Annotated in this window: 25 protein-coding genes; 9 read left to right on the top strand and 16 right to left on the bottom strand. The window is 61.0% G+C overall.

Annotated elements, in window-relative coordinates; genetic code table 11:
• Positions 1-29: 29 nt before the first annotated feature.
• The 3 genes from ASF70_RS19575 to odc2 form a co-directional block, all read right to left on the bottom strand.
• Complete coding sequence (locus ASF70_RS19575; protein ID WP_062583089.1) at positions 30-1061, bottom strand: serine hydrolase; 1032 nt, start codon at positions 1059-1061, stop codon at positions 30-32.
• A gap of 172 nt (positions 1062-1233) precedes the next feature.
• Complete coding sequence (locus tag ASF70_RS19570; RefSeq protein ID WP_062582136.1) at positions 1234-1803, bottom strand: N-acetyltransferase; 570 nt, start codon at positions 1801-1803, stop codon at positions 1234-1236.
• 110 nt (positions 1804-1913) lie between these two features.
• Complete coding sequence (odc2, locus tag ASF70_RS19565; RefSeq protein ID WP_062461910.1) at positions 1914-3047, bottom strand: ornithine/lysine decarboxylase; 1134 nt, start codon at positions 3045-3047, stop codon at positions 1914-1916.
• 554 nt (positions 3048-3601) lie between these two features.
• Between odc2 and ASF70_RS19560 the strand changes: the two genes are divergently transcribed.
• From ASF70_RS19560 to ASF70_RS19545, 4 genes are all read left to right on the top strand, one after another.
• Positions 3602-3826 carry a hypothetical protein gene (locus ASF70_RS19560; RefSeq protein ID WP_062582134.1) on the top strand — a complete coding sequence of 75 codons (225 nt, stop codon included), beginning with the start codon at positions 3602-3604 and terminating at the stop codon, positions 3824-3826.
• A 354-nt stretch (positions 3827-4180) separates the two neighbouring features.
• A complete protein-coding gene (locus ASF70_RS19555; protein WP_062461123.1) occupies positions 4181-5074 on the top strand; it encodes a LysR family transcriptional regulator in 894 nt (297 codons plus the stop codon).
• A gap of 145 nt (positions 5075-5219) precedes the next feature.
• Positions 5220-5876 carry a DUF1007 family protein gene (locus ASF70_RS19550; RefSeq protein WP_062582132.1) on the top strand — a complete coding sequence of 219 codons (657 nt, stop codon included), beginning with the start codon at positions 5220-5222 and terminating at the stop codon, positions 5874-5876.
• Entirely contained in the window at positions 5870-6955 is a 1086-nt protein-coding gene (locus ASF70_RS19545) for a nickel/cobalt transporter (RefSeq protein WP_062582130.1), read from the top strand. The genes ASF70_RS19550 and ASF70_RS19545 overlap by 7 nt, the downstream gene beginning before the upstream one ends.
• A 4-nt stretch (positions 6956-6959) precedes the next feature.
• Here the strand turns inward: ASF70_RS19545 and ASF70_RS19540 are convergent, their stop codons facing one another.
• Positions 6960-7868 (bottom strand): LysR family transcriptional regulator, encoded by a 909-nt coding sequence (locus tag ASF70_RS19540; RefSeq protein WP_062582128.1) that lies wholly within the window; start codon positions 7866-7868, stop codon positions 6960-6962.
• 93 nt (positions 7869-7961) lie between these two features.
• On the opposite strand from ASF70_RS19540, the gene ASF70_RS19535 reads away from it, so the two are divergent.
• Complete coding sequence (locus ASF70_RS19535; protein WP_062582126.1) at positions 7962-8837, top strand: aldo/keto reductase family oxidoreductase; 876 nt, start codon at positions 7962-7964, stop codon at positions 8835-8837.
• A gap of 93 nt (positions 8838-8930) precedes the next feature.
• Here the strand turns inward: ASF70_RS19535 and ASF70_RS19530 are convergent, their stop codons facing one another.
• The 5 genes from ASF70_RS19530 to ASF70_RS19510 all read right to left on the bottom strand — a co-directional run bounded on the left by ASF70_RS19530 (position 8931) and on the right by ASF70_RS19510 (position 11806).
• Positions 8931-9131, bottom strand: a complete 201-nt coding sequence (locus ASF70_RS19530) for a hypothetical protein (protein ID WP_062582124.1) — start codon at positions 9129-9131, stop codon at positions 8931-8933.
• Positions 9128-9823: a GNAT family protein gene (locus ASF70_RS19525; RefSeq protein WP_062582121.1), complete on the bottom strand. Its 696-nt coding sequence runs from the start codon at positions 9821-9823 to the stop codon at positions 9128-9130. Before ASF70_RS19525 ends, ASF70_RS19530 begins: the two co-directional genes overlap by 4 nt.
• A gap of 113 nt (positions 9824-9936) precedes the next feature.
• Positions 9937-10320 (bottom strand): ester cyclase, encoded by a 384-nt coding sequence (locus ASF70_RS19520; protein ID WP_062582118.1) that lies wholly within the window; start codon positions 10318-10320, stop codon positions 9937-9939.
• 11 nt (positions 10321-10331) lie between these two features.
• Complete coding sequence (locus tag ASF70_RS19515; RefSeq protein ID WP_062582116.1) at positions 10332-11045, bottom strand: tellurite resistance TerB family protein; 714 nt, start codon at positions 11043-11045, stop codon at positions 10332-10334.
• Between the two features lie 98 nt (positions 11046-11143).
• Positions 11144-11806 carry a 2-dehydro-3-deoxy-phosphogluconate aldolase gene (locus ASF70_RS19510; protein WP_062582114.1) on the bottom strand — a complete coding sequence of 221 codons (663 nt, stop codon included), beginning with the start codon at positions 11804-11806 and terminating at the stop codon, positions 11144-11146.
• A gap of 217 nt (positions 11807-12023) precedes the next feature.
• On the opposite strand from ASF70_RS19510, the gene ASF70_RS19505 reads away from it, so the two are divergent.
• Genes ASF70_RS19505 through ASF70_RS19490 form a run of 4 tightly spaced genes read left to right on the top strand, consistent with a single transcriptional unit; the run spans position 12024 to position 14751 of the window.
• Positions 12024-12521, top strand: a complete 498-nt coding sequence (locus ASF70_RS19505) for a CYTH domain-containing protein (protein WP_062582112.1) — start codon at positions 12024-12026, stop codon at positions 12519-12521.
• Positions 12496-13404 carry a CHAD domain-containing protein gene (locus ASF70_RS19500; RefSeq protein ID WP_062582110.1) on the top strand — a complete coding sequence of 303 codons (909 nt, stop codon included), beginning with the start codon at positions 12496-12498 and terminating at the stop codon, positions 13402-13404. The genes ASF70_RS19505 and ASF70_RS19500 overlap by 26 nt, the downstream gene beginning before the upstream one ends.
• Before the next feature lie 55 nt (positions 13405-13459).
• The gene (locus tag ASF70_RS19495) at positions 13460-14404 is read left to right on the top strand and encodes a rhodanese-related sulfurtransferase (RefSeq protein ID WP_062461160.1); all 945 of its coding nucleotides are present in this window, start codon (positions 13460-13462) and stop codon (positions 14402-14404) included.
• Between the two features lie 26 nt (positions 14405-14430).
• Entirely contained in the window at positions 14431-14751 is a 321-nt protein-coding gene (locus ASF70_RS19490; protein WP_062583087.1) for a low molecular weight protein tyrosine phosphatase family protein, read from the top strand.
• Between the two features lie 12 nt (positions 14752-14763).
• Here ASF70_RS19490 and ASF70_RS19485 read toward each other — a convergent pair whose 3' ends face one another.
• From ASF70_RS19485 to ASF70_RS19455, 7 genes are all read right to left on the bottom strand, one after another.
• Positions 14764-16953 (bottom strand): EAL domain-containing protein, encoded by a 2190-nt coding sequence (locus tag ASF70_RS19485; protein WP_062582108.1) that lies wholly within the window; start codon positions 16951-16953, stop codon positions 14764-14766.
• 150 nt (positions 16954-17103) lie between these two features.
• On the bottom strand, positions 17104-17880 hold the full coding sequence (locus tag ASF70_RS19480) for a MetQ/NlpA family ABC transporter substrate-binding protein (protein WP_062461166.1): 777 nt from the start codon (positions 17878-17880) through the stop codon (positions 17104-17106).
• 43 nt (positions 17881-17923) lie between these two features.
• Positions 17924-18592, bottom strand: a complete 669-nt coding sequence (locus tag ASF70_RS19475; protein WP_062582106.1) for a methionine ABC transporter permease — start codon at positions 18590-18592, stop codon at positions 17924-17926.
• Positions 18582-19616 carry an ATP-binding cassette domain-containing protein gene (locus ASF70_RS19470; protein ID WP_062583085.1) on the bottom strand — a complete coding sequence of 345 codons (1035 nt, stop codon included), beginning with the start codon at positions 19614-19616 and terminating at the stop codon, positions 18582-18584. Before ASF70_RS19470 ends, ASF70_RS19475 begins: the two co-directional genes overlap by 11 nt.
• A gap of 295 nt (positions 19617-19911) precedes the next feature.
• Positions 19912-21288 (bottom strand): GH1 family beta-glucosidase, encoded by a 1377-nt coding sequence (locus ASF70_RS19465; RefSeq protein WP_062583082.1) that lies wholly within the window; start codon positions 21286-21288, stop codon positions 19912-19914.
• A 159-nt stretch (positions 21289-21447) separates the two neighbouring features.
• Positions 21448-21720: a Txe/YoeB family addiction module toxin gene (locus tag ASF70_RS19460; protein ID WP_062461172.1), complete on the bottom strand. Its 273-nt coding sequence runs from the start codon at positions 21718-21720 to the stop codon at positions 21448-21450.
• 1 nt (position 21721) lies between these two features.
• Entirely contained in the window at positions 21722-21973 is a 252-nt protein-coding gene (locus ASF70_RS19455; protein ID WP_062582104.1) for a type II toxin-antitoxin system Phd/YefM family antitoxin, read from the bottom strand.
• Positions 21974-22002 lie beyond the last annotated feature (29 nt).

Raw genomic sequence — 22002 nt, 5'->3', positions numbered from 1 at the left:
GTCCCCCATATCACGGCGGAGCTTGGCGCTTACGCCGACGCGACAGCGCCGATAATCTCGGCGAGAAGGTCGTGCAACTGGTCGCGGTAGCCGTTTCGGGAAGACGGACCGCTTTCCCTTGATGTCATCACCACGGTCATATCGAGCGACGGAACCACGTAGACCATCTGCCCGCCATAACCCCAACCGAACTTCACATCGTGTCCGCCCATCTCACGCAGAAACCATCCGTAGCCATAGCCATCGCCGGAAAAGCGCGAGTTCGTGCGCTGGGTCCAGGACTGGTCGATCCAGCTCTGAGAGACCACCTGACGGCCGCTCTTGGTTTTCCCGCCGTTGCGATAGAGCTCCCCGAATGCCAGCAGGGACGCCGCCGTCATCGCCATCTGGTTGCCGCCGAGATAGATGCCCTGCGGATCGCGCTCCCAGGCCCCGATTCGAAACCCGTCGACCGGCTCCAGCCAGTCCCGCGCCAGCGCAAGCGTCGGCCGCTTGCCGACCCGGGTGAGGATAGCCGACAAAAGATGCGTCGAGGCCGTCGAATAGAGCATCTGACCGCCCGGCTCGCCATCGAACGGTTCCGACAGTGCAAACCGCACCCAGTTGGAACTCGCCACCCAGCGCCCGTAATTCGGCCCGGACATGCGAGACAGACCCGCCTGCATGGAGAGAAGATTGCCGATGGTGACCTCGGCGAGCCGCGGATCGGCATTGCGCGGCAAATCGGCGGTGAGGATCGAGGCGATCTTCTGGTCCGGCCCTTCGAGCAGCTTTCGATCGATCGCAATCCCGACAAGGCAGGAGATGATCGATTTCGACGCCGACTTGATATTGGTCGCTGCGTTAAGACTGCTGCCGTTGAACGCTTGTCTCGCGATCGTCTCGCCCTTGCGCGACACCATCACCACCTTCAACGGCTCCAGATCCGCCGCCCTATCCAGCACGGCCTTCAACGTCTGCGGCGCCTGCGCCACGCCCGCCCCACCGGGTTGCTGCGCGAAGGCGCGCACTGACGCGAGGACGAAGGGAGCGGAAAGAAGGGCTGTGCGGCGCGTGATCATGAACATCAATCTAGGTCGAGACCCGCACGCGACTATGGCCGAGCCCAACGATTCACGCGAAGGTGACGGAGCGTGAGACCATTGCGCCAGCCCTCGCCCGTCGAAAAACGAAAGACCCCGCCTCCTTTGTGGGAAGACGGGGTCCTAGGGATCTATCAATTGCAGCAGCCGTTCAGGCGAGCTTGCGCCCACTCGCAACGATCATGCCGGCGGCGCCTTCAAGCCAACCGGATTTCAGCTCCAGCGCCAGGAAGCGCGCGCGGTCGCAGGGGCCGGGCATCACCAGATGCTGGGTCTTGCCACCGAAGAAGCCGAAGCGCTCGTAATAGGCGGCGTCACCGACCAGAAGCACGGCACCATGGCCACGATCATGCGCCTGGCCGATCGCCGCACGCATCAGAGCCGCACCGATGCCCTTGCCCTCATGCGACGAGCAGACGGCGAGCGGTCCAAGCAGAAGCGCGTCGATGGCGTTGCCTTCTGGCGAAATGCCGGCCTCGATGTTCCACAGACGCACGGTGCCGATGACATGACCGTCCTCGTCGCGCGCAACGAGCGCCAGGCCTTCGGCCGGCACGCGGTTCTGGCGGATCTTTTCGGACGACTTCAAGCGTCGGTCGGCGCCCATGGCGCGATCGAGCAGAGTTTCACGAGCCACCACGTCGGCCGGAGTTTCGGCAGTGATGGTGAATGTGGACGCGGGCGCAAACAGCGCACGGACAGAATCAAGAACAGTGGCCATCTTGGCCTCCCGCACTTAAAACCGTTTCAAACGGTATCGGACGATCATTGTGAATTTGCGGCTCCCGTCTGGAGGTCGGGAACCGCGAAAGTAGAAAGGCTTGTAACGCCTTAGATGACGTAGGCCTTGAGCGGGTCGAAGCCGTTAAACGCAACCGCCGAATAGGTGGTCGTGTAGGCGCCGGTGCCCTCGATCAGAACTTCGTCGCCGATCGAAAGCGAGATCGGCAGCGGATACATGTTCTTCTCGTACATCACGTCGGCCGAATCGCAGGTCGGGCCGGCCAGAACGCAAGGCTCCATCGCGTCGCCGTCGCGCTCGGTGCGGATCGGGTAACGGATAGCCTCGTCCATGGTTTCGGCGAGACCACCGAACTTGCCGATGTCGAGGAAGACCCAACGGTGGTTGTCGTTGTCCGACTTCTTCGACACGAGAACGACTTCAGCCTTGATGACGCCTGCATTGCCGACCATGCCGCGACCCGGCTCGATGATCGTCTTCGGCAGGTTGTTGCCGAAATGCTTGCGCAGCGAAGCAAAGATCGCCTGGCCGTATTCTTCTGCCTTCGGCACGTCGCGCAGATACTTGGTCGGGAAACCGCCGCCCATGTTGACCATCTGCAGAACGATACCCTGCTTTGCGAGCTGGCTGAACACGCGCTTGGCATCGGCCAGAGCCGCATCCCAGGCATCGACCTTCGTCATCTGCGAACCGACATGGAACGAGACGCCGTAGCTTTCGAGACCAAGCTGGTGTGCGTAGACGAGAACGTCGACGGCCATCTGCGGCACGCAGCCGAACTTGCGCGACAGCGGCCATTCGGCGCCTTCGCCATCTGTCAGCACGCGGCAGAACACCTTTGCACCGGGAGCTGCACGGGAAATCTTTTCGACTTCCTCATGGCTGTCGACGGCATAGAGGCCAACGCCGAGCGCGAAAGCACGCGCAATGTCGCGTTCCTTCTTGATCGTGTTGCCGAACGAGATGCGCGATGCGTTTGCACCGGCATCGAGTGCCATCTGGATTTCGGCGACGGAGGCGCAGTCGAAGTTGGAACCCATCGAAGCAAGAAGCTTGAGGATTGCCGGCTCGGGATTGGCCTTCACGGCGTAGTAGATCGCGCTGTCCGGCAGGGCATGACGGAAGGCGTTGAAATTGTCGCGCACGACATCGAGATCGACCACGAGGTAGGGACCATCGGGACGCTGGGTCTTGATGAAGTCGAGGATGCGGGCAGTGGTCATGGTCAATCCCTTCCAAATCTCAAAGGCTCCGGCTTGCGAACCGGAGGACAAAGGACGGATGAACATGCGCCAGGATCCAGTCGGTGGAGACACCGGTTCCCTGACACGCTCAAACGCGCGGTAAGTGGATCAACGTTCTGCCAAGAACGAAAATCCGGCTTTGTCTGCCATGGATTGGAGGGAGGTCCCTACCGCACTTCCGGCAATGATGGTGTGCCTCTTCAGTAACCCCGGCTGTTGGAAAGCCGGGAGAGAACAAAAAGGCCCGCACCGTCGTTGCTTTAGATGTCCTCGCATTTCCCGGATGGCCGGAATAGCGACTGGAGGGGTTAGTTCCAGGTACCTTACCGATGACCTCACCAAATAGAGGGTCGGCGGACACCCACGGGCACGTGCGACTTTGGGCTGCACGGGAGATAAGAATATTCGCGGTCATAATCAAGCGGTATTTTGGGCGGGGGGGGAAAATAATCAAAAGGCAGCCCCCGGTAGAATTTCCGCGAGGGCACGCGCACGATTCCACTGGTGGAACAGGCCAGCGTTGGAGATACTGGATGCCGACGGTTGGGAAGCAGACCACACATGGATCACCGTCCTCAACGGTGATCTCGCCTGAAATTCGGGAGCAGCTTCTGGAGCTGAAAAGCCCCGAGGCCCAGGCTCGGCTGGCAGCCGCGATCGCAAGCCTTGGTCCGGAAGAGGAACGTGAGATCCTCGAATGGATGGAGAGGGTTGCGGATTGGAATGAGCACGAGCCAGGCGGGACGCGGCAAGAATGAAACGAGGCGACATCGTCACCCTTTCCATCTCCGGCGACTACGGGAAGCCGCGCCCGGCCATCGTGATCTAGACGAACGCTTTGTCGGATACCTATCCTTCGGTCGTCGTCTGGCCCATGACATCGACACGTCTTGATCTCGACTTCCGCATCCTTGTCGAACCCGATCGGGAAAATGGCCTGCGGCATCCGTCACAGGTCATGACGGACAAGTTCATCGGCGTCTCTTGCTTGAAATTGGCAGCAGATCGGCGCCGTCAGCCAGAAAGACATGCGTCGGCTCAGCACAGCGCTTGTATTTCTGCTTTCCCTGGCGGAGACAGAAGACTTCTGAGATCGGGAGCACCCTTCGCCCATGGACACACTCACCCGCATGCGCGCCTTTATCGACGTGGTCGAGGCCGAGGGCTTTTCGGCCGCCGCCCGTCGCACCGGCCGTTCCAAGGCGCTGCTGTCGAAATATGTCCGCGAGCTCGAAGACGATCTCGGCGCGCTTCTTCTCAACCGGACCACCCGCCAGTTCTCGATGACGGAGGCGGGCCACACCTATTACCGCACCGCTGCCGATATCCTGAAGGAGATCGACAATCTCGCCGACCTCGTGCGCGAGAACAATGCCGATCTCAAGGGCCGCCTGCGGATCTCCGTGCCGCGCACCTTCATCGATGCGGATGTCGGCCAGTCGTTCATCGATTTCGCCAAGGCGCATCCGGACGTCCAGTTGGAAATCGTCGCCGATGACCGGTTTGTCGACCTGATCGAGGAAAATTTCGACCTGGCGATCCGAATCACCCGGCTGGAGGATTCCGGCCTGATCGCCAAGAAGCTTGCCGATTTCCGGGTCCATGCGGTCGCGACGCCCGATGTCGTGGCGCAATACGGGCCCCTCACGCATCCGCAGCAGCTGAACAAGGTGCCGTTCATTATCGACACCAATTCGCGCTGGCACAACAATATCCGCTTCGTCGATCCTGATGGCTCGATGATTTCAGTTGCGGTCTCCGGCCCGATCGAGGTCAACAGTCCGCAGGCAACCTTGCGCGCGGCCCGTGCCGGTCTCGGCGTCGCGATCATCCCCGACTTCGTCGCCATGGCCTCGATCCAGTCGGGCGAACTGGTCAACCTGTTCGACGAATACATCACCCGTGAACGCGGCATCTATGCGGTCTATCCGCATCGCCGCTACCTCCCGGCCAAGGTGAGAAGCTTCGTCGATTTTCTCGCCAACTGGTTCCGCCAGCCGCGCTGACATGTAATGCTGTAACGCCGCAGTCGAAATTCCGTCCCATTTCGGGGCCAGACCACAGCTTGCGGACGGACGAACGACACCCCTTTTGATTTGGCGCAGGTCCGGACGCAATGCCGCTGCGCAACTATGCTGGACCTGCTCGGATATGCGAAACAGACTTGCGACAATTCTGACGGCAGCGGCCCTGGCTGCACCCCTGGCCGTTCCCGCACCGGCTCTTGCCCATCCGCATATCTTCGCCGAGGCGCGGCTGGAAATTGTCGCAGGCGCCGATGGCACCGTGCAGGAACTGCGCAATGTCTGGCGCTTCGATGAAGTGTTCTCCTCGAGCGTCATCCTGGATTTCGACAAGAACGGCGATCTCAAGCTCGATCCGCATGAACTCGCCGAACTCGGCGAAACCATCCGCACCTCGCTTGCCGACTACCACTACTTCTCCACCGTGACGCTGGATGGCGCACAGATCGGCATCCAGAAGCCGGACGTCTTTCACACCACGATGCAGGACAAGCAGTTGATGCTGATCTTTGCGGTGAAGCCTGAAAAGCCGGTCCCTCTCAAGGGCAAGCTCACCTTCGGCATCTACGACCCCACCATGTACACGGCGATCGACTTCCCCACCGACAAGGATCTGGTGCTGAAGGGTGCGGGCTTCGAGAAGTGCCAGCACAAGGTCGTACGGCCCGATCCAGACGACGTGATTTCGCAAAACAGCGCGTCTCTGACAGATGCTTTCTTCAACGATCCGACGGGGACCGACATGACCAAGCTCTTTGCCACCCGCATGGAAGTGACATGCTGAGGAAAGCGTCGACCGGCCTGCTGTTTGCCGCTCTCGCGGCGGCGCTGGTCGCCACCGCCGCCCACGCCCAGTCTCCGCTCGGCGTCGGTGCAGCAGAACCCTCCTTCTCGGTAGGCGGGCCGCTCGCCCCCTTCTTCCAGTGGATCAATGCCTACCAGCAGGGCTTCTACCGCTCTCTGACCGGCGCGCTGCGGGCGATGCGTGAGGATCCGTCCGCGCTTGTCGGGCTCATCGGCCTGTCCTTTGCCTATGGCGTCTTCCACGCCGCCGGCCCCGGCCACGGCAAGGCGGTGATTTCCTCCTACATGATCGCCAACGAAGTCGAACTGCGCCGCGGCGTCACGATCTCCTTCATCTCCGCGCTTTTGCAGGGCCTGGTCGCGATCCTCGTGGTCGGCGCTGCCTTCGTCCTGCTCCGCGGCACCGGCATCACCATGACCCAGGCCACCTGGACCATGGAGGTTGCAAGCTTTGCCATGGTCTCCCTGTTCGGCGCCTGGCTGCTGGTCAAGAAGATCCGGGCACTCCGCATGCGGGTCGTGCGCGCTCCAGACCGCGGCCGCACGGCGGCAGCGGCGACTTCAGCCGGCGGATCGACCGCCATGCTGTTCGACGGCTCTTCCAACGGACGACGCGCGACCGGTCTCAAATTCCAGGCAGTCGAGATCGACGACCACGCATTTCAGGGAGACAGCGACACCTGCGAGGCCTGCGGCATCAGCCACATGCCGGACCCGTCGACGCTTGGCGCCCGCAACTTCAGCCTCAAGGAAGCTTGGTCGGCGATCATTGCCGTCGGACTTCGCCCCTGCTCCGGCGCCATCCTCGTCATGAGCTTCTCGCTTCTGAATGGCCTCTATCTCGGCGGCGTGCTGTCTGTCCTCGCCATGTCGATCGGCACGGCGATCACGGTGACGATCCTTGCAACGCTTGCCGTCGGCGCCAAGGATATCGCGCTGAAATTCGCAGGCCCCGGCTCGCGCAGCGGACGACGCATCGGCCATGCGATCGAGATCGGCGGCGCCCTGTTCATCCTGCTGATCGGCCTTTCCCTGCTCGGCGCCTCGCTGCAGGGCTGAACGCTCAACCCGGCTGCGGCATCGCCTTGATGAAATCGATGAAGGTGCGCAGCGGAGCCGGCACCAGCCGTCGCCCGGGATAATAGAGAAACGGCCCTGAAAATGAGGGCCACCACGGCTCGAGCACCGGTTCCAGCGCACCACTGTCAAAATGCGGCTTCAGCCAGTCCTCGAACAGCGCGACGATACCGGTGCCGGCAATCGCCGCGTCCACACCGAGATCGGACCCGCCGCCCGCCTGCACGATCAGCTGCGCCGGTGGATCCACCACCACCTCCTCGCCATCGCGTTCGAACTCCCAGGGCGTGACCGGACGGTCCCTGAACCGGCTCCGGATGCAGGAATGCGCCAAAAGATCCCGCGGATGGCCCGGTCGGCCCCGCGCGGCAAGATAGGCGGGAGACGCCGCCAATGCGAAACGCTGCACGCGCGGACCGATCGGCACGGCGATCATGTCCTGCTCCAGCCGCTCGTCATAGCGGATGCCGGCGTCGCAGCCGGCAGCGATGATATCGACGAAGCTCTCGTCGGTCATGATGTCGAGACGGATGTCCGGATAGGCAGCCAGAAACGCCGGCACGATCTGCGGCAGGACGATCCGCGCCGCACTGGCCGGCACATTCAGCGTCAACAGTCCCGCCGGCCGCTCCCGAAACCCGGCAGACATGTCGAGCGCCGCTTCCATTTCCGATAGCGCCGGTCCCAGCCGGTCGAGCAGTGCCCTCCCCGCCTCCGTCGGCGTCACGCTGCGGGTCGTGCGGTTGAGAAGCCGGACGCCGATCTTTTCTTCCAGACGCCGGACTGCATCGCTCAGCCCGGAAGCGCTTCCGCCAGTCAGCCGGGCCGCATCGCGAAACCCTTTCGTCCTCGCCACCGCGACGAATGCTCCGAGATCACCAGCGTCGTATTTCATTGTCCGCCCTGCCGTACAGCCCGTCCGAATTGTAACCAATTATCGCGCGGCCTGGATAGCCCTATCTCTGCCTCACCGATAGGGAGTAAAACCATGACCAATCTTGAAAAAGCCGGCACCTATAAACTCGGCGACCGACACGTAAAACGTCTCGGCTACGGCGCCATGCAGCTAGCCGGCAAGGGCGTGTTCGGCCCGCCGAAAGACCGCGCGGAAGCGGTTGCGGTGCTGCGCGAAGCGATCGAAGCCGGCGTCGACCATATCGACACCAGCGACTTCTACGGTCCGCATATTACCAACGAGATCATCCGCGAAGCGCTGCATCCCTATAGCGACGGTCTCGTCATCGTCACCAAGGTCGGCGCCATCAGGGGCGACGACGCATCGTGGAACCCGGCCTTTTCGAAAAAAGCACTCACGAAGGCCGTCCACGATAACCTCAGGAATCTCGGTCTCGATGCGATGGAGGTGGTCAACCTGCGTTCCATGCTGGATGTCCACGGCCCGGCCGAAGGCTCGCTGGAAGAACCGCTGACGGTCCTTGCCGAACTCCAGCACGAGGGCCTCATCAAGCATATCGGCCTGTCGAACGTGACGCGAAAGCAGGTTGAGGATGGCCGCAAGATCACCGAGATCGTCTGCGTCCAGAACCAGTACAATCTCGCGCACCGCGATGACGATGACCTCATCGATCATCTGGCGGCAGAAGGCACGGCCTACGTCCCCTTCTTCCCGCTCGGCGGCTTCTCGCCCCTGCAATCCTCGACGCTGTCGGATGTCGCAGCAAGGCTCGATGCAACGCCGATGCAGGTGGCACTGGCCTGGCTGCTGAAGCGCTCGCCGAACATCCTGCTGATCCCGGGCACCTCGTCGCGCGGGCACCTGCGCGAAAACCTCGCCGTCGCCGATATCGAACTGTCGGAAGATGTGATGGCGGAGCTGGAAGCGATCGGCGCCAAGTCGGCTTAAGGGTGAGCTGCTAGCTCACGACGCTTACCTCATCCCTGTGACAGGCACAGGGATGAGAACGTCTTCACACTTGCGCCCGACCATATCCTGCAATTACTTCCGCCGCTGATACCTTGCTCGCAGCCAGAAGATCAGGAAGAAGCCGAGAACCAGCAGCGCGCCGACGAAAAACGCCAGCAGCGGCGAGTAATTGCCGATCCACAACACGATGGTCGGCATGAGATAGATGACCACCGCCGCGCCGAAGAGAATGGCGGCAGCCGCGATCGCCTGTGATTTCGCTTCTGGCGTCATGTGGTTTTCCCGCCGGCAAATTCGGCCCTGAGATCTTCCAGCCGCTTTTTCTGCCGGCCGTCTTCATTGAAATTATCGGGCGAGAGCCAGGCCTCGAACCCGGCCTTGATCACCGGCCACTCGCTGTCGATCATCGAAAACCAGGCCGTATCGCGGTTGGCACCGCGCGAGATGATGTGCTGCCGGAACACGCCTTCGAAGGTAAAGCCGTAACGCAGCGCCGTCACCTTGGAAGGCTCGTTCTCGTTGTGGCATTTCCATTCGTAGCGACGATAATCAAGCGCCTCGAACACGTGGCGAGCCATCAGGTAATGCAGCTCTGTCGACATCGGCGACCGCTTCATGGCAAGCCCATGCGCCACGGACCCCACCTCGATCACACCGTTCTTCGGGTCCGGCCGCATATAGCTCGCCATGCCGACAACCGCGCCAGAGGCGTTTTCACGCGCAACCAGCGTTACGAAGCCGAGGTTCGCATTCACATTGTCCAGCCACGCGCCAAACTCTTCGGCGGTCGAATATTGATCGTTCGGAAAATAGCGGATCAGCTCGTTGATCCCCTCGGCACCCCCAAATGCATCCCAAAGATCAGCCAGATGCTTCTCCTGGTCATAGGGTTCGAGCGTCAAGAACCGTCCGGCCAGCGTGACGGGTGTCGGAGCGGCAACTTTGTAATTGGCGAGATCGCGCATTCGGGCGGTTCCAGCAAGCTGCGCAAGGGCTGCGTCGCAACCGCTGCAGATGAGGCATCAAGGCTTAGGCCAGCGCCTGTCGAAAGGCAACCGGCGGAAGCGATCGATGGAGCTTACAGCTGCGCCTCGATGGCGGCCTTGTCGACAATCGACCAGACCTGCACGATCTTGCCGTCGCGGAACCGATAAAAGACGTTTTCACCAAACGACACCCGGCGCCCGTTGACCGGAAGCCCGAGAAACTCGGCCCGAGGCGAGCACTCGAACAGCAACCGGCTGACCACATGCGGCGGATCGACGACCAGCAGATCAATGCTGAAGCGAAGGTCGGGAATATCGCTGAAATTTCCGACGAGCATGTCGCGGTAGCCGGACAGCCCGAGCGGCCGGTCATTATGGATGACACCGTCATCCACAAAGTCCCCGAGCCGCTCCCAGTCCTGCCGGTTCAGGCAATGGATGTAATCGCGGTAGATGTCACCGAGATCGTTACCCATGTTCTCGCCCTTTAAGCGGGCACTTTTGCCGCGGTGACCGTCGCATCGATATGCTCGAGCAGAGCATCGGGCAGACCCAGGCGTCCCGCGAGAAGATCGAGGTAACCGCGCTCGGCCCGTGTATCGGGATCGATGGTCATGCGGGTCGCGGTGTAAAGCTCCACCTTCTGCTCCTCCGTGCGGGCAGCAGCGACCAGATCGTCGATATCGACAGGGTTGGCAAGGTCGTCGCGGATAAAGGCTTCCGCCTCGTCGCCGAGATCGACCTCATGCACCTTGTTCATGATGTTGGCCCGCTCGGCCGCATCGATATGGCCGTCCGCCTTGGCGGCAGCGATCATGGCGCGCACCAGGGTCAGGGCGAAATCGTTGGTAAGCTGCGGCGACTGAAGCGAGAACGGGCTGTCCGGCGGCGGCAGCGCGATAGGCTCGGCAGCAGACGGAGCCGGCTGCAGCGCTGCCTGCGGCGACTGGCCGGACTTGTAATTCTTGTAGGCGAGATAGCCGAGACCCGCGACGGCTGCGATGCCACCCACGGTCACCACATTGCCGGCAATCTTGCGGCCGGTCTTGGTGCCGAGAAGTGCGGCGGCAATGCCTGCAGACTTCAACGGATTGTTCTTCGCCATATCGCCGAACTGCCCAGCCCGGCCCTTCACGCTTCCCGAAAGACCGGGAACCTGCGAACCCAGGAACTGGTCAAGAAGCTTCTTTGCGTCGAACATCCGTATCTCCTACTGTTGAATTCGAACACGGAGATAGGAACGGCAGCCCAGGAAAACAATTTTCCCGCGCTGCCGATAACGAAAATGTCAGAACGGCTTTAAGCCCTGAGCGCGAAAGCCTCGGAGGCGAGCTTGGTGATCGCGGCCCAGTCGCCGGCTGCGACCAGTTCCTTCGGGGCTACCCAGGAACCGCCGACGCAGATGACGTTGGGGAGCGACAGATAGTCGTTGGCATTCTTCAGCGAAATCCCGCCGGTCGGGCAAAACAGCGTGCCTGCGAGTGGCGACGAAAGGGCCTTCAGATAGGCGGCGCCACCGGCCTGTTCGGCAGGAAAGAACTTCATCACGTTGTAACCGGCTTCCCGGAGCGTCATCACTTCGCTGGCAGTCGCTGCACCCGGCAAAAGCGGAACCGGCGAATCCTTGGCGGCCGACAGCACGCCCGGAGAAACGCCCGGCGACACGATAAAGGTGGAGCCCGCCTTCACGGCGGCTTCCCAGTCTTTCGCGTTGAGGATCGTGCCGGCTCCGACATTGGCGCCTTCGACTTCGGCTGCAACAGCCTTCACGGCGTCGAGCGCTGCCGGCGTGCGCATGGTGATCTCGATCGCCCGGAGCCCGCCGGCGACCAGCGCCCGCGCAAGCCCGACAGCCGACTTCGCATCGTCAACGATCAGCACCGGAACGACGGGCTGCAATTTCAGGATGGTCAGCAGCTTTTCAGTCTTGCTTGGGTTCTGGCCCGGATTCTGGTCAGCCATGAAGAACACTCCCTAAAACGATTGAAATCCCTTGCCCGGAAATAACGGTCGATCACGTCATTGTCGAGAACAAATCCCCCGATCGACGCAACCTCGGGCCCCTTGCCGACTTCTCTTAAGCACCCGGCCGAAGCACCGCTTTACCATGCTCTTGCCGATACTCTTGCCCTTGTGCATCTTTGCGCTACGGTACATCTCCACAACCAAGACGAGGCCCATGGGACAGGAAATCGAGCGCAAGTATCTGGTCAAGAACGATGCCTGGCGGAACGAGGTCGCATCCTCGTCGCGGTTGCTGCAGGCCTATATCGCCGTTGCCGCTGATCGCTCGGTTCGCGTTCGCATCATGGATGACGAGAAGGCCAAGCTGACGATCAAGATCGGCTCGGAATTGTTCTCGCGCTCGGAGTTCGAATACGAGATCCCGCTCGCCGATGCCAAGGACATGGCAGCTGGTGCCACCGGCATCGTCCTCGACAAGACCCGCTTCAATGTCGAGCATCAGGGCTATACCTGGGAAGTGGATGTCTATGAGGGCGTCTATAACGGCCTGGTTGTCGCCGAGGTCGAACTTCAAAGCGAAACCGAACGTCCGCCGATACCGGACTGGATCGGCGACGACGTCACCGGCGATCGCCGCTATTCCAACGCCGTCATGGCCAACCAGGATCTGAGCAGGGAGCTTCTCGATGGCCTATCGCCTGAGACCCGATAAGCCGTTTACCGCCGAATTCGTTGCGGTTGCCGAGCAGCAGCTGTCGAAGGCTGTCCGTTATCTCGCCGACAAGCCCGACGGAGAACACACGGCGATCCACGATGCGCGCAAGCGTTTCAAGCGCGTGCGGGCGCTGTACCGCCTGATCCAGCCGGATGCCAAGGAATTCAGAAGCCGGGAAAACACCCGGATCGGCGACATGGCCCGCAGCCTCTCTGCCGTGCGCGATGCAACGGCACTTGTCGAAACGGTCGATTATCTCGCCGGTCAATCTACTCTGCCGGAAGAACAGGCAGCCCTTGCATTCGCCCGCGACGCGCTTTCCAAACGCCGCGACGAGATTGCCGAGAGCCAGGAAGACCTGCCCGCCCGCATGGCGACGGCGGTGATCATCTGTCACGAGGCAATCGACGCGCTGCACGGCCTGTCGCTGGACGACAAGCCGGAAAAGACCGCCCACCGGCTTGCCAAGGTCTGGAAGAAACAGCGCCTGCAGGCGCTGGCGGCGATCAAGGAATGCGAAGGCAACGCCCATGCCGAGGCATTCCACGAATTGCGCAAGAGCGGCCAGACCTACTGGATGCATCTTGCCCTCCTGCGCGACATCTGGCCGTCGGCGATGCGCGCCAAACAGGCCGAGGCGAAATCACTGGTCGATCTTTTAGGTCACGAGCACGATCTTTCCGTTCTCTCGGGCCTCGTCAACGAAAGCCCCGACCTTTTCGGCGACAGCGACACGCTGGCGCGGCTACTCGCCGCCATCATCGCCCGCCAGCAGGCGCTCCGGAAGGAAGCACTGCCGATCGCCCAATCGGTGTTTTCCGATAGTGCCGCCACCGAAAGCAGGATGATCGCGCTCCTCTGGAAACACGCGGCGTCGTGAAGACGACAGCGCCCAATCCATTGCGCAACAGCGCATCTGGTTGTATGGGACCGGCATGACCGAAAGCCACCTTCTCCCCCGCCCCGAAGCCACGGGCGCATTTCTCGTTGCCGCGCTCTATCACTTTGCGCGGTTCGAACGATTTGGTGAGTTCCAGACGCCGCTGCAGGCCTTTTGCGACGCGCGCGGCATCAAGGGAACGCTGCTGATCGCCCGCGAAGGCATCAACGGTACGATTGCAGGCTCCGACACTGATATCGCCGAGCTTCTGACGTTTCTGCGCGCCCAGCCGGAATTTTCTGGCCTGGAGCACAAGGAAAGCCGCGCGTCGAAAATGCCCTTCGTGCGCATGAAGGTTAAGCTCAAGAAGGAAATCGTCACGATGGGGGTCGAGGATATCGATCCCAACAGAATCGTCGGCACCTATGTCGAGGCGAAGGACTGGAACGCGCTGATCTCGGATCCCGAGACCATCGTCATCGATACGCGCAACGATTACGAGACGGCGATCGGCATCTTCAAGGGAGCAGTCGACCCCAACACCAAGACGTTTCGCGAGTTTCCGGACTGGGTGAAGAACAATACCGGCCTGCACAACAAGCCGAAGATCGCCATGTACTGCACCGGTGGTATCCGCTGCGAAAAGGCGACAGCCTTCATGAAGCAGCAGGGTTTCGAGGATGTCTACCACCTGAAGGGCGGCATCCTGAAATATCTGGAACAGGTGCCGGAAGAAGAAAGCCTCTGGGAAGGCGCGTGTTTCGTGTTCGACGAGCGCGTCTCCGTTGAGCATGGCCTGAAGGAAGGCAATCACAAGCTCTGCCACGCCTGCCGCAACCCGATCACCGCTGAAGAGATCACCTCGCCCAAGTATGAGGAAGGCGTTTCCTGTTCCCATTGCTACGACAGCCGCACCGAGGAAGACCGGTTGCGCTACCGTCAGCGGCAGTTGCAGATCGCCCTCGCCAAACAGCGCGGCGTCAAGCATATCGGCAGCTAAAGCGTCCGCGAGAAGGATGGACTAACCTGAAAAACATCCTTTTTGTCTGCAGCCAGAACAAGCTGCGGAGCCCGACGGCGGAGCAGGTTTTCGCTGAGTGGCCCGGCGTCGAGGTGTCGTCCGCCGGCACCAACAATGATGCCGAAAACCCTCTCTCAGCCGAATTGATCGAATGGGCCGACATCCTCTTCGTCATGGAACGGACCCACCGGGCAAAGATCCAGCAGAGATACCGATCGAAGCTCAAGGGCAAGCGGCTGATCTGTCTCGATATACCTGACGATTACGACTTCATGGATGCGGGCCTGATTGCAATCCTGAAGACAAAGGTGCCGCGGCATCTCTAGCCTGAGACGTTTTCAGGCAATCCGCTTTCCGTCCCGTCCCCGGTCGGTGCGGTAGATGACGTCGATCTCATGGGCTTCCATCGGCCGACCGAAGAAATAGCCCTGCAATTCATCACAGCCCGTCATCCGCAACTTCAACGCCTGGTCCTCGCTCTCGACGCCTTCCGCCGTCACCGGCATGCCAAGCGAACGGGCAAGCGCCACGGTCGCCTGCAACGTCTGAACCGCGTGGTCACCCTCGGACATCGCATGCACCAGCGAGCGATCGATCTTCATCCGGTCGAAACCGAACTGCCGCAGATATCCGACGCTCGAAAAACCAGCGCCGAAATCGTCGAGAGCGATCTCGACACCGAGCTTTTTCAGCCTGGCAATCGCTGCGCGAGCGCGGTCTGGGTTCTGAATGAAATACCCCTCGGTCATTTCCAGCGTGATGCGCGATGGATCGGTTCCGGTCTTGCGGAACATCGAGGCCACATGCTGCGAAAATTCGGGATCACGGAACTGGCCGGGCGAGATATTGACGGCAAGCTTGATGCCGGGCCAGTCGGCGATGCGCTCGCAGGCCCGGTGCATGACGAACAGACCCAGCTGGTCGATCAGTCCGCTTGATTCCGCAATCGGAATGAACACATCCGGCGGCACCGGTCCGTAACCCTTGCGGGTCCAGCGGGCGAGCGCCTCGACGCCGATCAGCCGCCAGTTCGTTGCATCCACCACGGGCTGGTAGACGATGTTGATTTCGCGCCGCTCGATGGCGATCCGCAGGTCCACTTCCAGCCGGTTGCGCTCCTCGCGCTCGGCATCCATTTCCGGCCGGTAATTCTCATAGCGACCGCGGCCGGTTTCCTTGGCACGGTACATCGCCATGTCGGCCCGACGGACAAGCTCCTCTCCCGGCACGTTGCCGCGCGGCGAGATGGCGACACCGATACTGGTTCCGATCACAGCCACGCGCTCGCCGATGACGAAGGGCTCGCCGAAGAAGCCGAGAATGCGGTCGCAGAGAACAGGTGCCACCGGAGATGCCCCCATCACCGGCAGAGCGATGGCGAATTCGTCGCCGCCGACGCGCGCCAGGATCGCCTCGCTGCCAACAAGCGTCTTCAACCCGGCCGCCACGCCGCGGATCAGCTTGTCGCCGGTCCCGTGACCATAGGCATCGTTGACCTCCTTGAAGCCATCGAGATCCAGATAGAGAAGCAAAACATGCGCGCCCTGCGCCCGGCTTTCGAGAACAAGGGCGTCGAGAGCGGTAAAGAAACCTGAACGGTTCAAAAGCCCGCTCAACCGGTCGCACATCGCGAGCCGTCTCGCATCGGCTTCGTCGCGCTTGAGCTGATTTAGGGTGATGCTGCCACTGACCACGAGCAGCAGGAAAAACAGCCCGACCATGGCAAGCGCGCCATAGACCAGAGGCTGCACCTGGGAGAAGCCGAGGTCGCCCGGACGCCGCGGCTGCCACGAAAGCTTGACCAAAAGCTTGCCGTGCAGGTTGCGAAGTTCGACACTGTTGCTGGTCTGATCGGTCTTGTCGATGAACCGCAAACCCTCGACAACATAGGTCCTTGCAAGTTCCGCCACCTTCCTTTCGTCCAGCTGGCGGGCAAAGACGAGAAACCGTCTCTCCGAGAGCGGCTTGTCGAGCGCGCCGGATTTTTCGCGCACCAGGGCGACGCCGACAGCCGCAACGCCGTCGCGTGTCTGAACAAAGCCCGTGGCTTCCGGCAGACCGTCGCGACCCGTGGACAGGACCCGATCGAACAAGGTCCAGAGCGACGTATCGAAATACTCGCGTGGGTTCCATTCTGCCGGACGTCCCTCCTGATAGGACATCAGCACGTTGCGCTCGGTGTCCATCACGATCGCGATATCGAACAGACCGCTGTTGGACGTCATATCGCCGTAATTGCTGACAACCCAATCCTGGCCGTCCTGGGCATAGACGAACTGGGCAGCATCATCCCATGCCGAATAATCGTTGAGGGTGGCCTGAAGCTGGGTTCGGAAGGTCTGCAGCGCGCCTTCGGTGGTCTGCATCGAGCGGCTGTCGTCATACCGGTTGGCATAATCTGCAATGCGGCCGACGGCCGTCAGAATGAAGACGGTCACGAGCGTGACGACGACTGCGAACAGGACAAGTTGCATCGCCACGACAGACCGACGGCCGGCCGGAACGGAACGCCGGAAATGTGACGGCATGAACAACAATAGCCCGCCCCTTCATTAAGGGGGCTACATTGGACGGCGATCTCTTCAGATATCGTTAACTTCAATAAGAAAAGCCGGTCTCCGCGGAGACCGGCCTCGATTAGATCACTTCACTCTGAGATCCTACCGTCTTTCGACGTGTTACCAGGACGGAATGACGACGCCCTTGAACGTGTCGAGCACGAACTGCTTCACCTCAGGGCTGTGATAGCTGTCGACCAGCGTCTTCACCCAGGCGGCATCCTTGTCCTTCGCGTTGATCGCGATGATGTTGATGTAAGGTGCCTTTTCGCCTTCCTTGGCGATCGTGTCCTTGGCCGGGTTGAGACCACCCTCGACCGCGAAGTTGGTGTTGATCACGGCCGCATCGACGTCATCGAGCGAACGCGGAAGCTGAGCTGCGTCGAGCTCGGCAAATTCGATCTTCTTCGGGTTTTCGGTGACGTCGGCCGGCGTTACCTTGAGGCCCTTGTCGGCATTGAGCTTGATGAGACCCTTGTCGGCCAGGATCAGCAGCGCGCGGCCGCCATTGGTCGGGTCGTTGGGGATCGAAACCGTAGCACCTTCCTTCAGTTCGTCGAGGCTCTTCACCTTCTTGGAATAGACACCCATCGGGAAGTTGACGGTTGTGCCGACGGCGATCAGGTCGAACTTGCGGTCGGTTACCTGATTGTCGAGATACGGCTTGTGCTGGAAGGAATTGGCCTGAAGCTCGCCATCAGCCAGCGCCTGGTTCGGGACGACATAGTCGGAGAATTCGAGGATATCGATGTTGAGGCCCTTGGGGGCTGCGATTTCCTTGACCTTTTCCATGATCTGCGCGTGCGGACCGGGCGTCACGCCGATCTTGATGTCTTCGGCAAAGGCCGATGCGGCAGTGAGCGCACTGAAGGCGGCCGCGAGAATGATGTTCTTCATGTCTGTCTCCTTGGATTTGAAAGAATGAATGGCTTGTTCTTGATCAGGTCTTGCGGTTGCGCCTGTCGAACCGTCGGGCAAGACTGTCGCCGGCGCTCTGGACCAGCTGAACCAGAACGATCAGCACCACGACGACGGCAAGCATGACTTCCGGCATGAAGCGCTGGTAACCGTAGCGGATCCCGAGATCGCCGAGACCACCGCCGCCGACCGCACCGACCATCGCCGAATAGCCGATCAGGCTGACCATGGTCATGGTGAGCGCGAGGATCAGGCCGGGCCGGGCTTCCGCGAGCAGCACCTTGAAGACGATCTGCATCGGCGAAGCCCCCATGGCGCGGGCCGCCTCGATGAGACCCCTGTCGATCTCGCGGATCGCCGCCTCCACGAGCCGCGCAAAGAACGGAATGGTGGCGATCGTCAAAGGCACGATAGCCGCATTGGTGCCGATCGAGGTTCCCGTGATCAACCGGGTAAACGGTATGATCGCAACGACCAGAATGATGAACGGCGTCGAGCGGGCGGCGTTGACGATGAGGCCGATGACGCGATTGGCGGTCGGCGCCGGAAACAGCTCGCCACGGCCGCTGGTGGCGAGGAAGATGCCGATCGGCAGCCCGATGGCCGAGCCGATCAGACCGGCGATCGCCACCATCTGCAGCGTCTGGGTCAGTGCCTTGGTGAGAAGGCTGATGAGCATCTCAAGCGACATAGCCGAGCACCTCCGTCTTCAGGCCGGTTTCGGCATAGAATTGTTGCGCCCGCGCCATCACGGCCGGGTCGGCGGAATAGGAGACGACCAGCGATCCGAACGGCTCGCCCGCGATCTCCTCGATCGCGCCCGCCAGAATGTTGACGTCGGCGCCGAGTTCGGCAACCAGACGCCCCGTCAGCGGCTTGAAGGCCGTGTCGCCGAAAAACACCAGCCGCACCAGCGCCCTGTCCCCCGCCGATGGTTGCCGTTTGATGCCGTTGCGAAGCCATTCCGGCAGGTTGAGCGAAGAGGCGAGCAACGTGCGCGTCGTCTCGTGCCTGGGATCGGCATAGACTTCGAACGTCCGCCCGGCCTCCACGATGCGCCCGGCATCGATCACCGCTACATGGCTGGCAACCGTCTTGACCACTTCCATTTCGTGGGTGATCAAGAGCACGGTCAGCCCGAGTTCGGCATTGATGCGCTTCAGAAGATCAAGGATCGAATGGGTGGTCTCCGGATCGAGCGCCGATGTCGCTTCGTCGGACAGAAGCAGTTTCGGATCGGTCGCCAGCGCGCGGGCAATGCCGACGCGCTGCTTTTGCCCACCCGACAGCTCGGACGGGTAACGCCCGGCCTTGTCGCCGAGACCGACGAGATCGAGCAACGGCCCGACCTTGGCCTTGATCGCGGCCTTGTCCACACCGGCAATCTCGAGCGGCAGCGCCACGTTGTCGAAGGCCGTTCGCGAGGACAGCAGATTGAAATGCTGGAAAATCATGCCGACCTGACGGCGCAGCGAACGCAGTCCGTCTTCACTAAGCCCGCCCACTTCGACGCCATCGACCACGACCGTGCCGGACGTCGCCTTTTCAAGCCCGTTGACCAGCCGGATCAGCGTCGACTTTCCGGCCCCGGAACGGCCGATGATACCGGCGATGGAGCCGCGGGCGACCGAAAAATCGATACCGTCGAGCGCGGTGAATTCCGGCTGTCCGGACGCACCGCCGAACCGCTTCACCACCTTTTCGAACGAAACCATGGGCGCAGCATTCGCCACGTCAGGCGAAGCGGCATCGGCCACGGCAGTAACAAGTGTCATGATAAGCTCACACGTTCAGTCAGGTCATCCCGGCGACAAGGGTCGCCGTCTCAATTCATGCAGCCAAGCGGCACATTCGATGACAGGTGACTTTGCGGAGCATTCGATCGGCTTTCAATGAAGCCGGGAGGCCTCGTTATTGATGGCGCATCAATGCCCCGCCTGCGCCACATTTTACAGGGATGAGATTTCAAATTCGGCGAAAACGAGAAAAAATCTTCTACGCAGCGCAAAATTAAGCCGGTGCGTGGTTACCCTTGGGGAACTCTGCAGCCAGATCCCGATACCATTTGCCGCTCTGCTTGATCGTGCGAACCTGCGTCTGATAGTCGACATGGACGAGGCCGAACCGCATCTGATAGCCCTTGGCCCACTCGAAATTGTCCATCAGGCTCCACGCGAAATAGCCCTTCATCGGATAACCGTCGCGGGCGAGATCCGCGACGACGCCGAGATGTTCGACATAGTAGTCAAGCCGCATCGTGTCATCGATGGTGCCGTCGGCGCCAAGATCGGTATTGTCGCAGGCACCGTTTTCCGTGACGTAGCATTCCGGCAGGTCGTAGCGACGGTAGAGATCCTCGACCAGCAATTTCATGGCGGGCGCATAGATCTCCCAGCCGATATCGGTCACCGCCGTTTCGACGAAGGGCGCAGGCTGCGTTGCCGGGAATTCCGCACCCTCAGCGGTATCGGCAAGAACGCGCATCGGCGTGTAATAATTGAGGCCCCACCAGTCGAGTTTCTGGTTGATGACGGCAAGATCGCCGTCTTCCACTTTCGGCATCCGATCGCCAAGCGCCGACATCAGCGACGCCGGATATTCGCCCTTGAACACCGGGCCGAAAAAGGCGCCGTTGTGGAAGTCGAAGGCACGCTCGGCAGCAGCGCTATCTTCGGCGCTATCGGAACCCGCAATGACGGAATGTGCGTTGAGGACGAGACCAACAGGCACATTCGGCGTCACATGCCGGATCGCTTCGACCGCCAGTCCATGCGCGAGATTGGTGTGGTGCATGGCGGCAAGGGCCGCCTCCATGTTGCGCTCGCCCGGCGCATGCTCGCCGTAGAGGTGGCTCAGCCACACCGAGCACCACGGTTCGTTGAATGTCGCAACCGAATCCAGCCGGTCCCCAAGACGCGCCATCACCACCTTGGCGTAGCGCTGGAAGGCGTAGGCAGTCGATCGCGCGGCCCAGCCGCCGTCGCCCATCAGCGCCAGCGGCAGGTCCCAGTGATAGAGCGTCGCGAAGGCCTTGATGCCGCGCGCCTTCAATCCGTCGATCAGCTTGTCGTAGAAATCGAGCCCCTGCTCGTTGATCCGGCCGGTGCCCTCAGGAATGATCCGCGGCCACGCCAGCGAGAACCGGTAGGCGGAAACGCCCATGTCCGCGATCAGATCGAGATCCGCTTCCCAGCGATTGTAGTGATCGCAGGCGATATCGCCATTGTCGCGGTTGTGAACCCGCCCCGGCATGTTGGAAAACGCATCCCAAATGGACGGCTTCCTGCCATCCGCCTTGGTCGATCCCTCGATCTGGTAGGCGGCGGTCGCAACGCCAAACGTGAAGTCACCCGGGAAGCGGGCTGCGAGAATTTTGGGATCAGTCATGAGGATGCCGCCATATGGAGGTGCGACCGAGACAATGACCCCGGCCGTCATAGCAGCGACGTGTACCCAAATGCCCGCCCGTTGTACAGGTTTTGGAGCGCGAAAACCCGTTCAGCGCGACGAGCTCGTTCGCGATTATCGTCTTAAGTACGCTCTATACTATCTCTCATAGTGAAAACGGCACTGGATGATTTGAAGTTGCTGGGTGCTTCCTTTACCCGACACACAATACACCAGTCGATGCTCCCCAAGAATGCGCCTCGACCAAAACCCGGAGAGACTGCCCTTCAGCGGTTCCGGTTTTCCAAGCCCCTTGAAGGGCGATCTCTTCGTATCCCTGATCAGCTCGTTGATTTTCTCGACCATCGATTGATCGACGCTTTGCCAGTATTGGTACTCTTCCCAGGCGTTTCCCGTCCAGAGAAGGTTCATGTCAGAGAGTCGGGTCTTTTTCGATCAGCTCTTCTCCGCGAAGCTGCGCAATACTCTCGCGCAGCCGATCAGAATTCGCTGGAGTGGAAAGAAGGTGCAGAGTTTCCTGCATGCTCTCGTATTCGCCCTCAGCAATCAGAACCAACGCCTCTGACCCCTGACGCGTGACCAGCAAAGGAGCGCGAGAGGCGATCACGTTGTCGAAGTGGGTCGCAATGTTATGCCTAAACTCGGTCAAACGAACGTGGGCCACAATGCTCTCCTCTCAGAATGTACATATAT

Origin of the sequence: Rhizobium sp. Leaf321 (assembly GCF_001423215.1) — a bacterium.
GTDB lineage: Bacteria > Pseudomonadota > Alphaproteobacteria > Rhizobiales > Rhizobiaceae > Neorhizobium > Neorhizobium soli.
This window is presented reverse-complemented; position numbering and strand designations above follow the sequence as displayed.

Coding starts and splice junctions, on each gene's coding strand:
- ASF70_RS19560 (WP_062582134.1), top strand. CDS start 3,602: ATGCCGACGGTTGGGAAGCAGACCACACATGGATCACCGTCCTCAACG.
- ASF70_RS19480 (WP_062461166.1), bottom strand. CDS start 17,880: ATGAAGAACATCATTCTCGCGGCCGCCTTCAGTGCGCTCACTGCCGCA.
- ASF70_RS19550 (WP_062582132.1), top strand. CDS start 5,220: ATGCGAAACAGACTTGCGACAATTCTGACGGCAGCGGCCCTGGCTGCA.
- ASF70_RS19520 (WP_062582118.1), bottom strand. CDS start 10,320: ATGGGTAACGATCTCGGTGACATCTACCGCGATTACATCCATTGCCTG.
- ASF70_RS19540 (WP_062582128.1), bottom strand. CDS start 7,868: ATGAAATACGACGCTGGTGATCTCGGAGCATTCGTCGCGGTGGCGAGG.
- ASF70_RS19555 (WP_062461123.1), top strand. CDS start 4,181: ATGGACACACTCACCCGCATGCGCGCCTTTATCGACGTGGTCGAGGCC.
- ASF70_RS19460 (WP_062461172.1), bottom strand. CDS start 21,720: ATGAACCTTCTCTGGACGGGAAACGCCTGGGAAGAGTACCAATACTGG.
- ASF70_RS19530 (WP_062582124.1), bottom strand. CDS start 9,131: ATGACGCCAGAAGCGAAATCACAGGCGATCGCGGCTGCCGCCATTCTC.
- ASF70_RS19570 (WP_062582136.1), bottom strand. CDS start 1,803: ATGGCCACTGTTCTTGATTCTGTCCGTGCGCTGTTTGCGCCCGCGTCC.
- ASF70_RS19515 (WP_062582116.1), bottom strand. CDS start 11,045: ATGTTCGACGCAAAGAAGCTTCTTGACCAGTTCCTGGGTTCGCAGGTT.
- ASF70_RS19500 (WP_062582110.1), top strand. CDS start 12,496: ATGGCCTATCGCCTGAGACCCGATAAGCCGTTTACCGCCGAATTCGTT.
- ASF70_RS19465 (WP_062583082.1), bottom strand. CDS start 21,288: ATGACTGATCCCAAAATTCTCGCAGCCCGCTTCCCGGGTGACTTCACG.
- ASF70_RS19525 (WP_062582121.1), bottom strand. CDS start 9,823: ATGCGCGATCTCGCCAATTACAAAGTTGCCGCTCCGACACCCGTCACG.
- ASF70_RS19535 (WP_062582126.1), top strand. CDS start 7,962: ATGACCAATCTTGAAAAAGCCGGCACCTATAAACTCGGCGACCGACAC.
- ASF70_RS19510 (WP_062582114.1), bottom strand. CDS start 11,806: ATGGCTGACCAGAATCCGGGCCAGAACCCAAGCAAGACTGAAAAGCTG.
- ASF70_RS19485 (WP_062582108.1), bottom strand. CDS start 16,953: ATGCCGTCACATTTCCGGCGTTCCGTTCCGGCCGGCCGTCGGTCTGTC.
- ASF70_RS19470 (WP_062583085.1), bottom strand. CDS start 19,616: ATGGTTTCGTTCGAAAAGGTGGTGAAGCGGTTCGGCGGTGCGTCCGGA.
- ASF70_RS19495 (WP_062461160.1), top strand. CDS start 13,460: ATGACCGAAAGCCACCTTCTCCCCCGCCCCGAAGCCACGGGCGCATTT.
- odc2 (WP_062461910.1), bottom strand. CDS start 3,047: ATGACCACTGCCCGCATCCTCGACTTCATCAAGACCCAGCGTCCCGAT.
- ASF70_RS19475 (WP_062582106.1), bottom strand. CDS start 18,592: ATGTCGCTTGAGATGCTCATCAGCCTTCTCACCAAGGCACTGACCCAG.
- ASF70_RS19575 (WP_062583089.1), bottom strand. CDS start 1,061: ATGATCACGCGCCGCACAGCCCTTCTTTCCGCTCCCTTCGTCCTCGCG.
- ASF70_RS19505 (WP_062582112.1), top strand. CDS start 12,024: ATGGGACAGGAAATCGAGCGCAAGTATCTGGTCAAGAACGATGCCTGG.
- ASF70_RS19545 (WP_062582130.1), top strand. CDS start 5,870: ATGCTGAGGAAAGCGTCGACCGGCCTGCTGTTTGCCGCTCTCGCGGCG.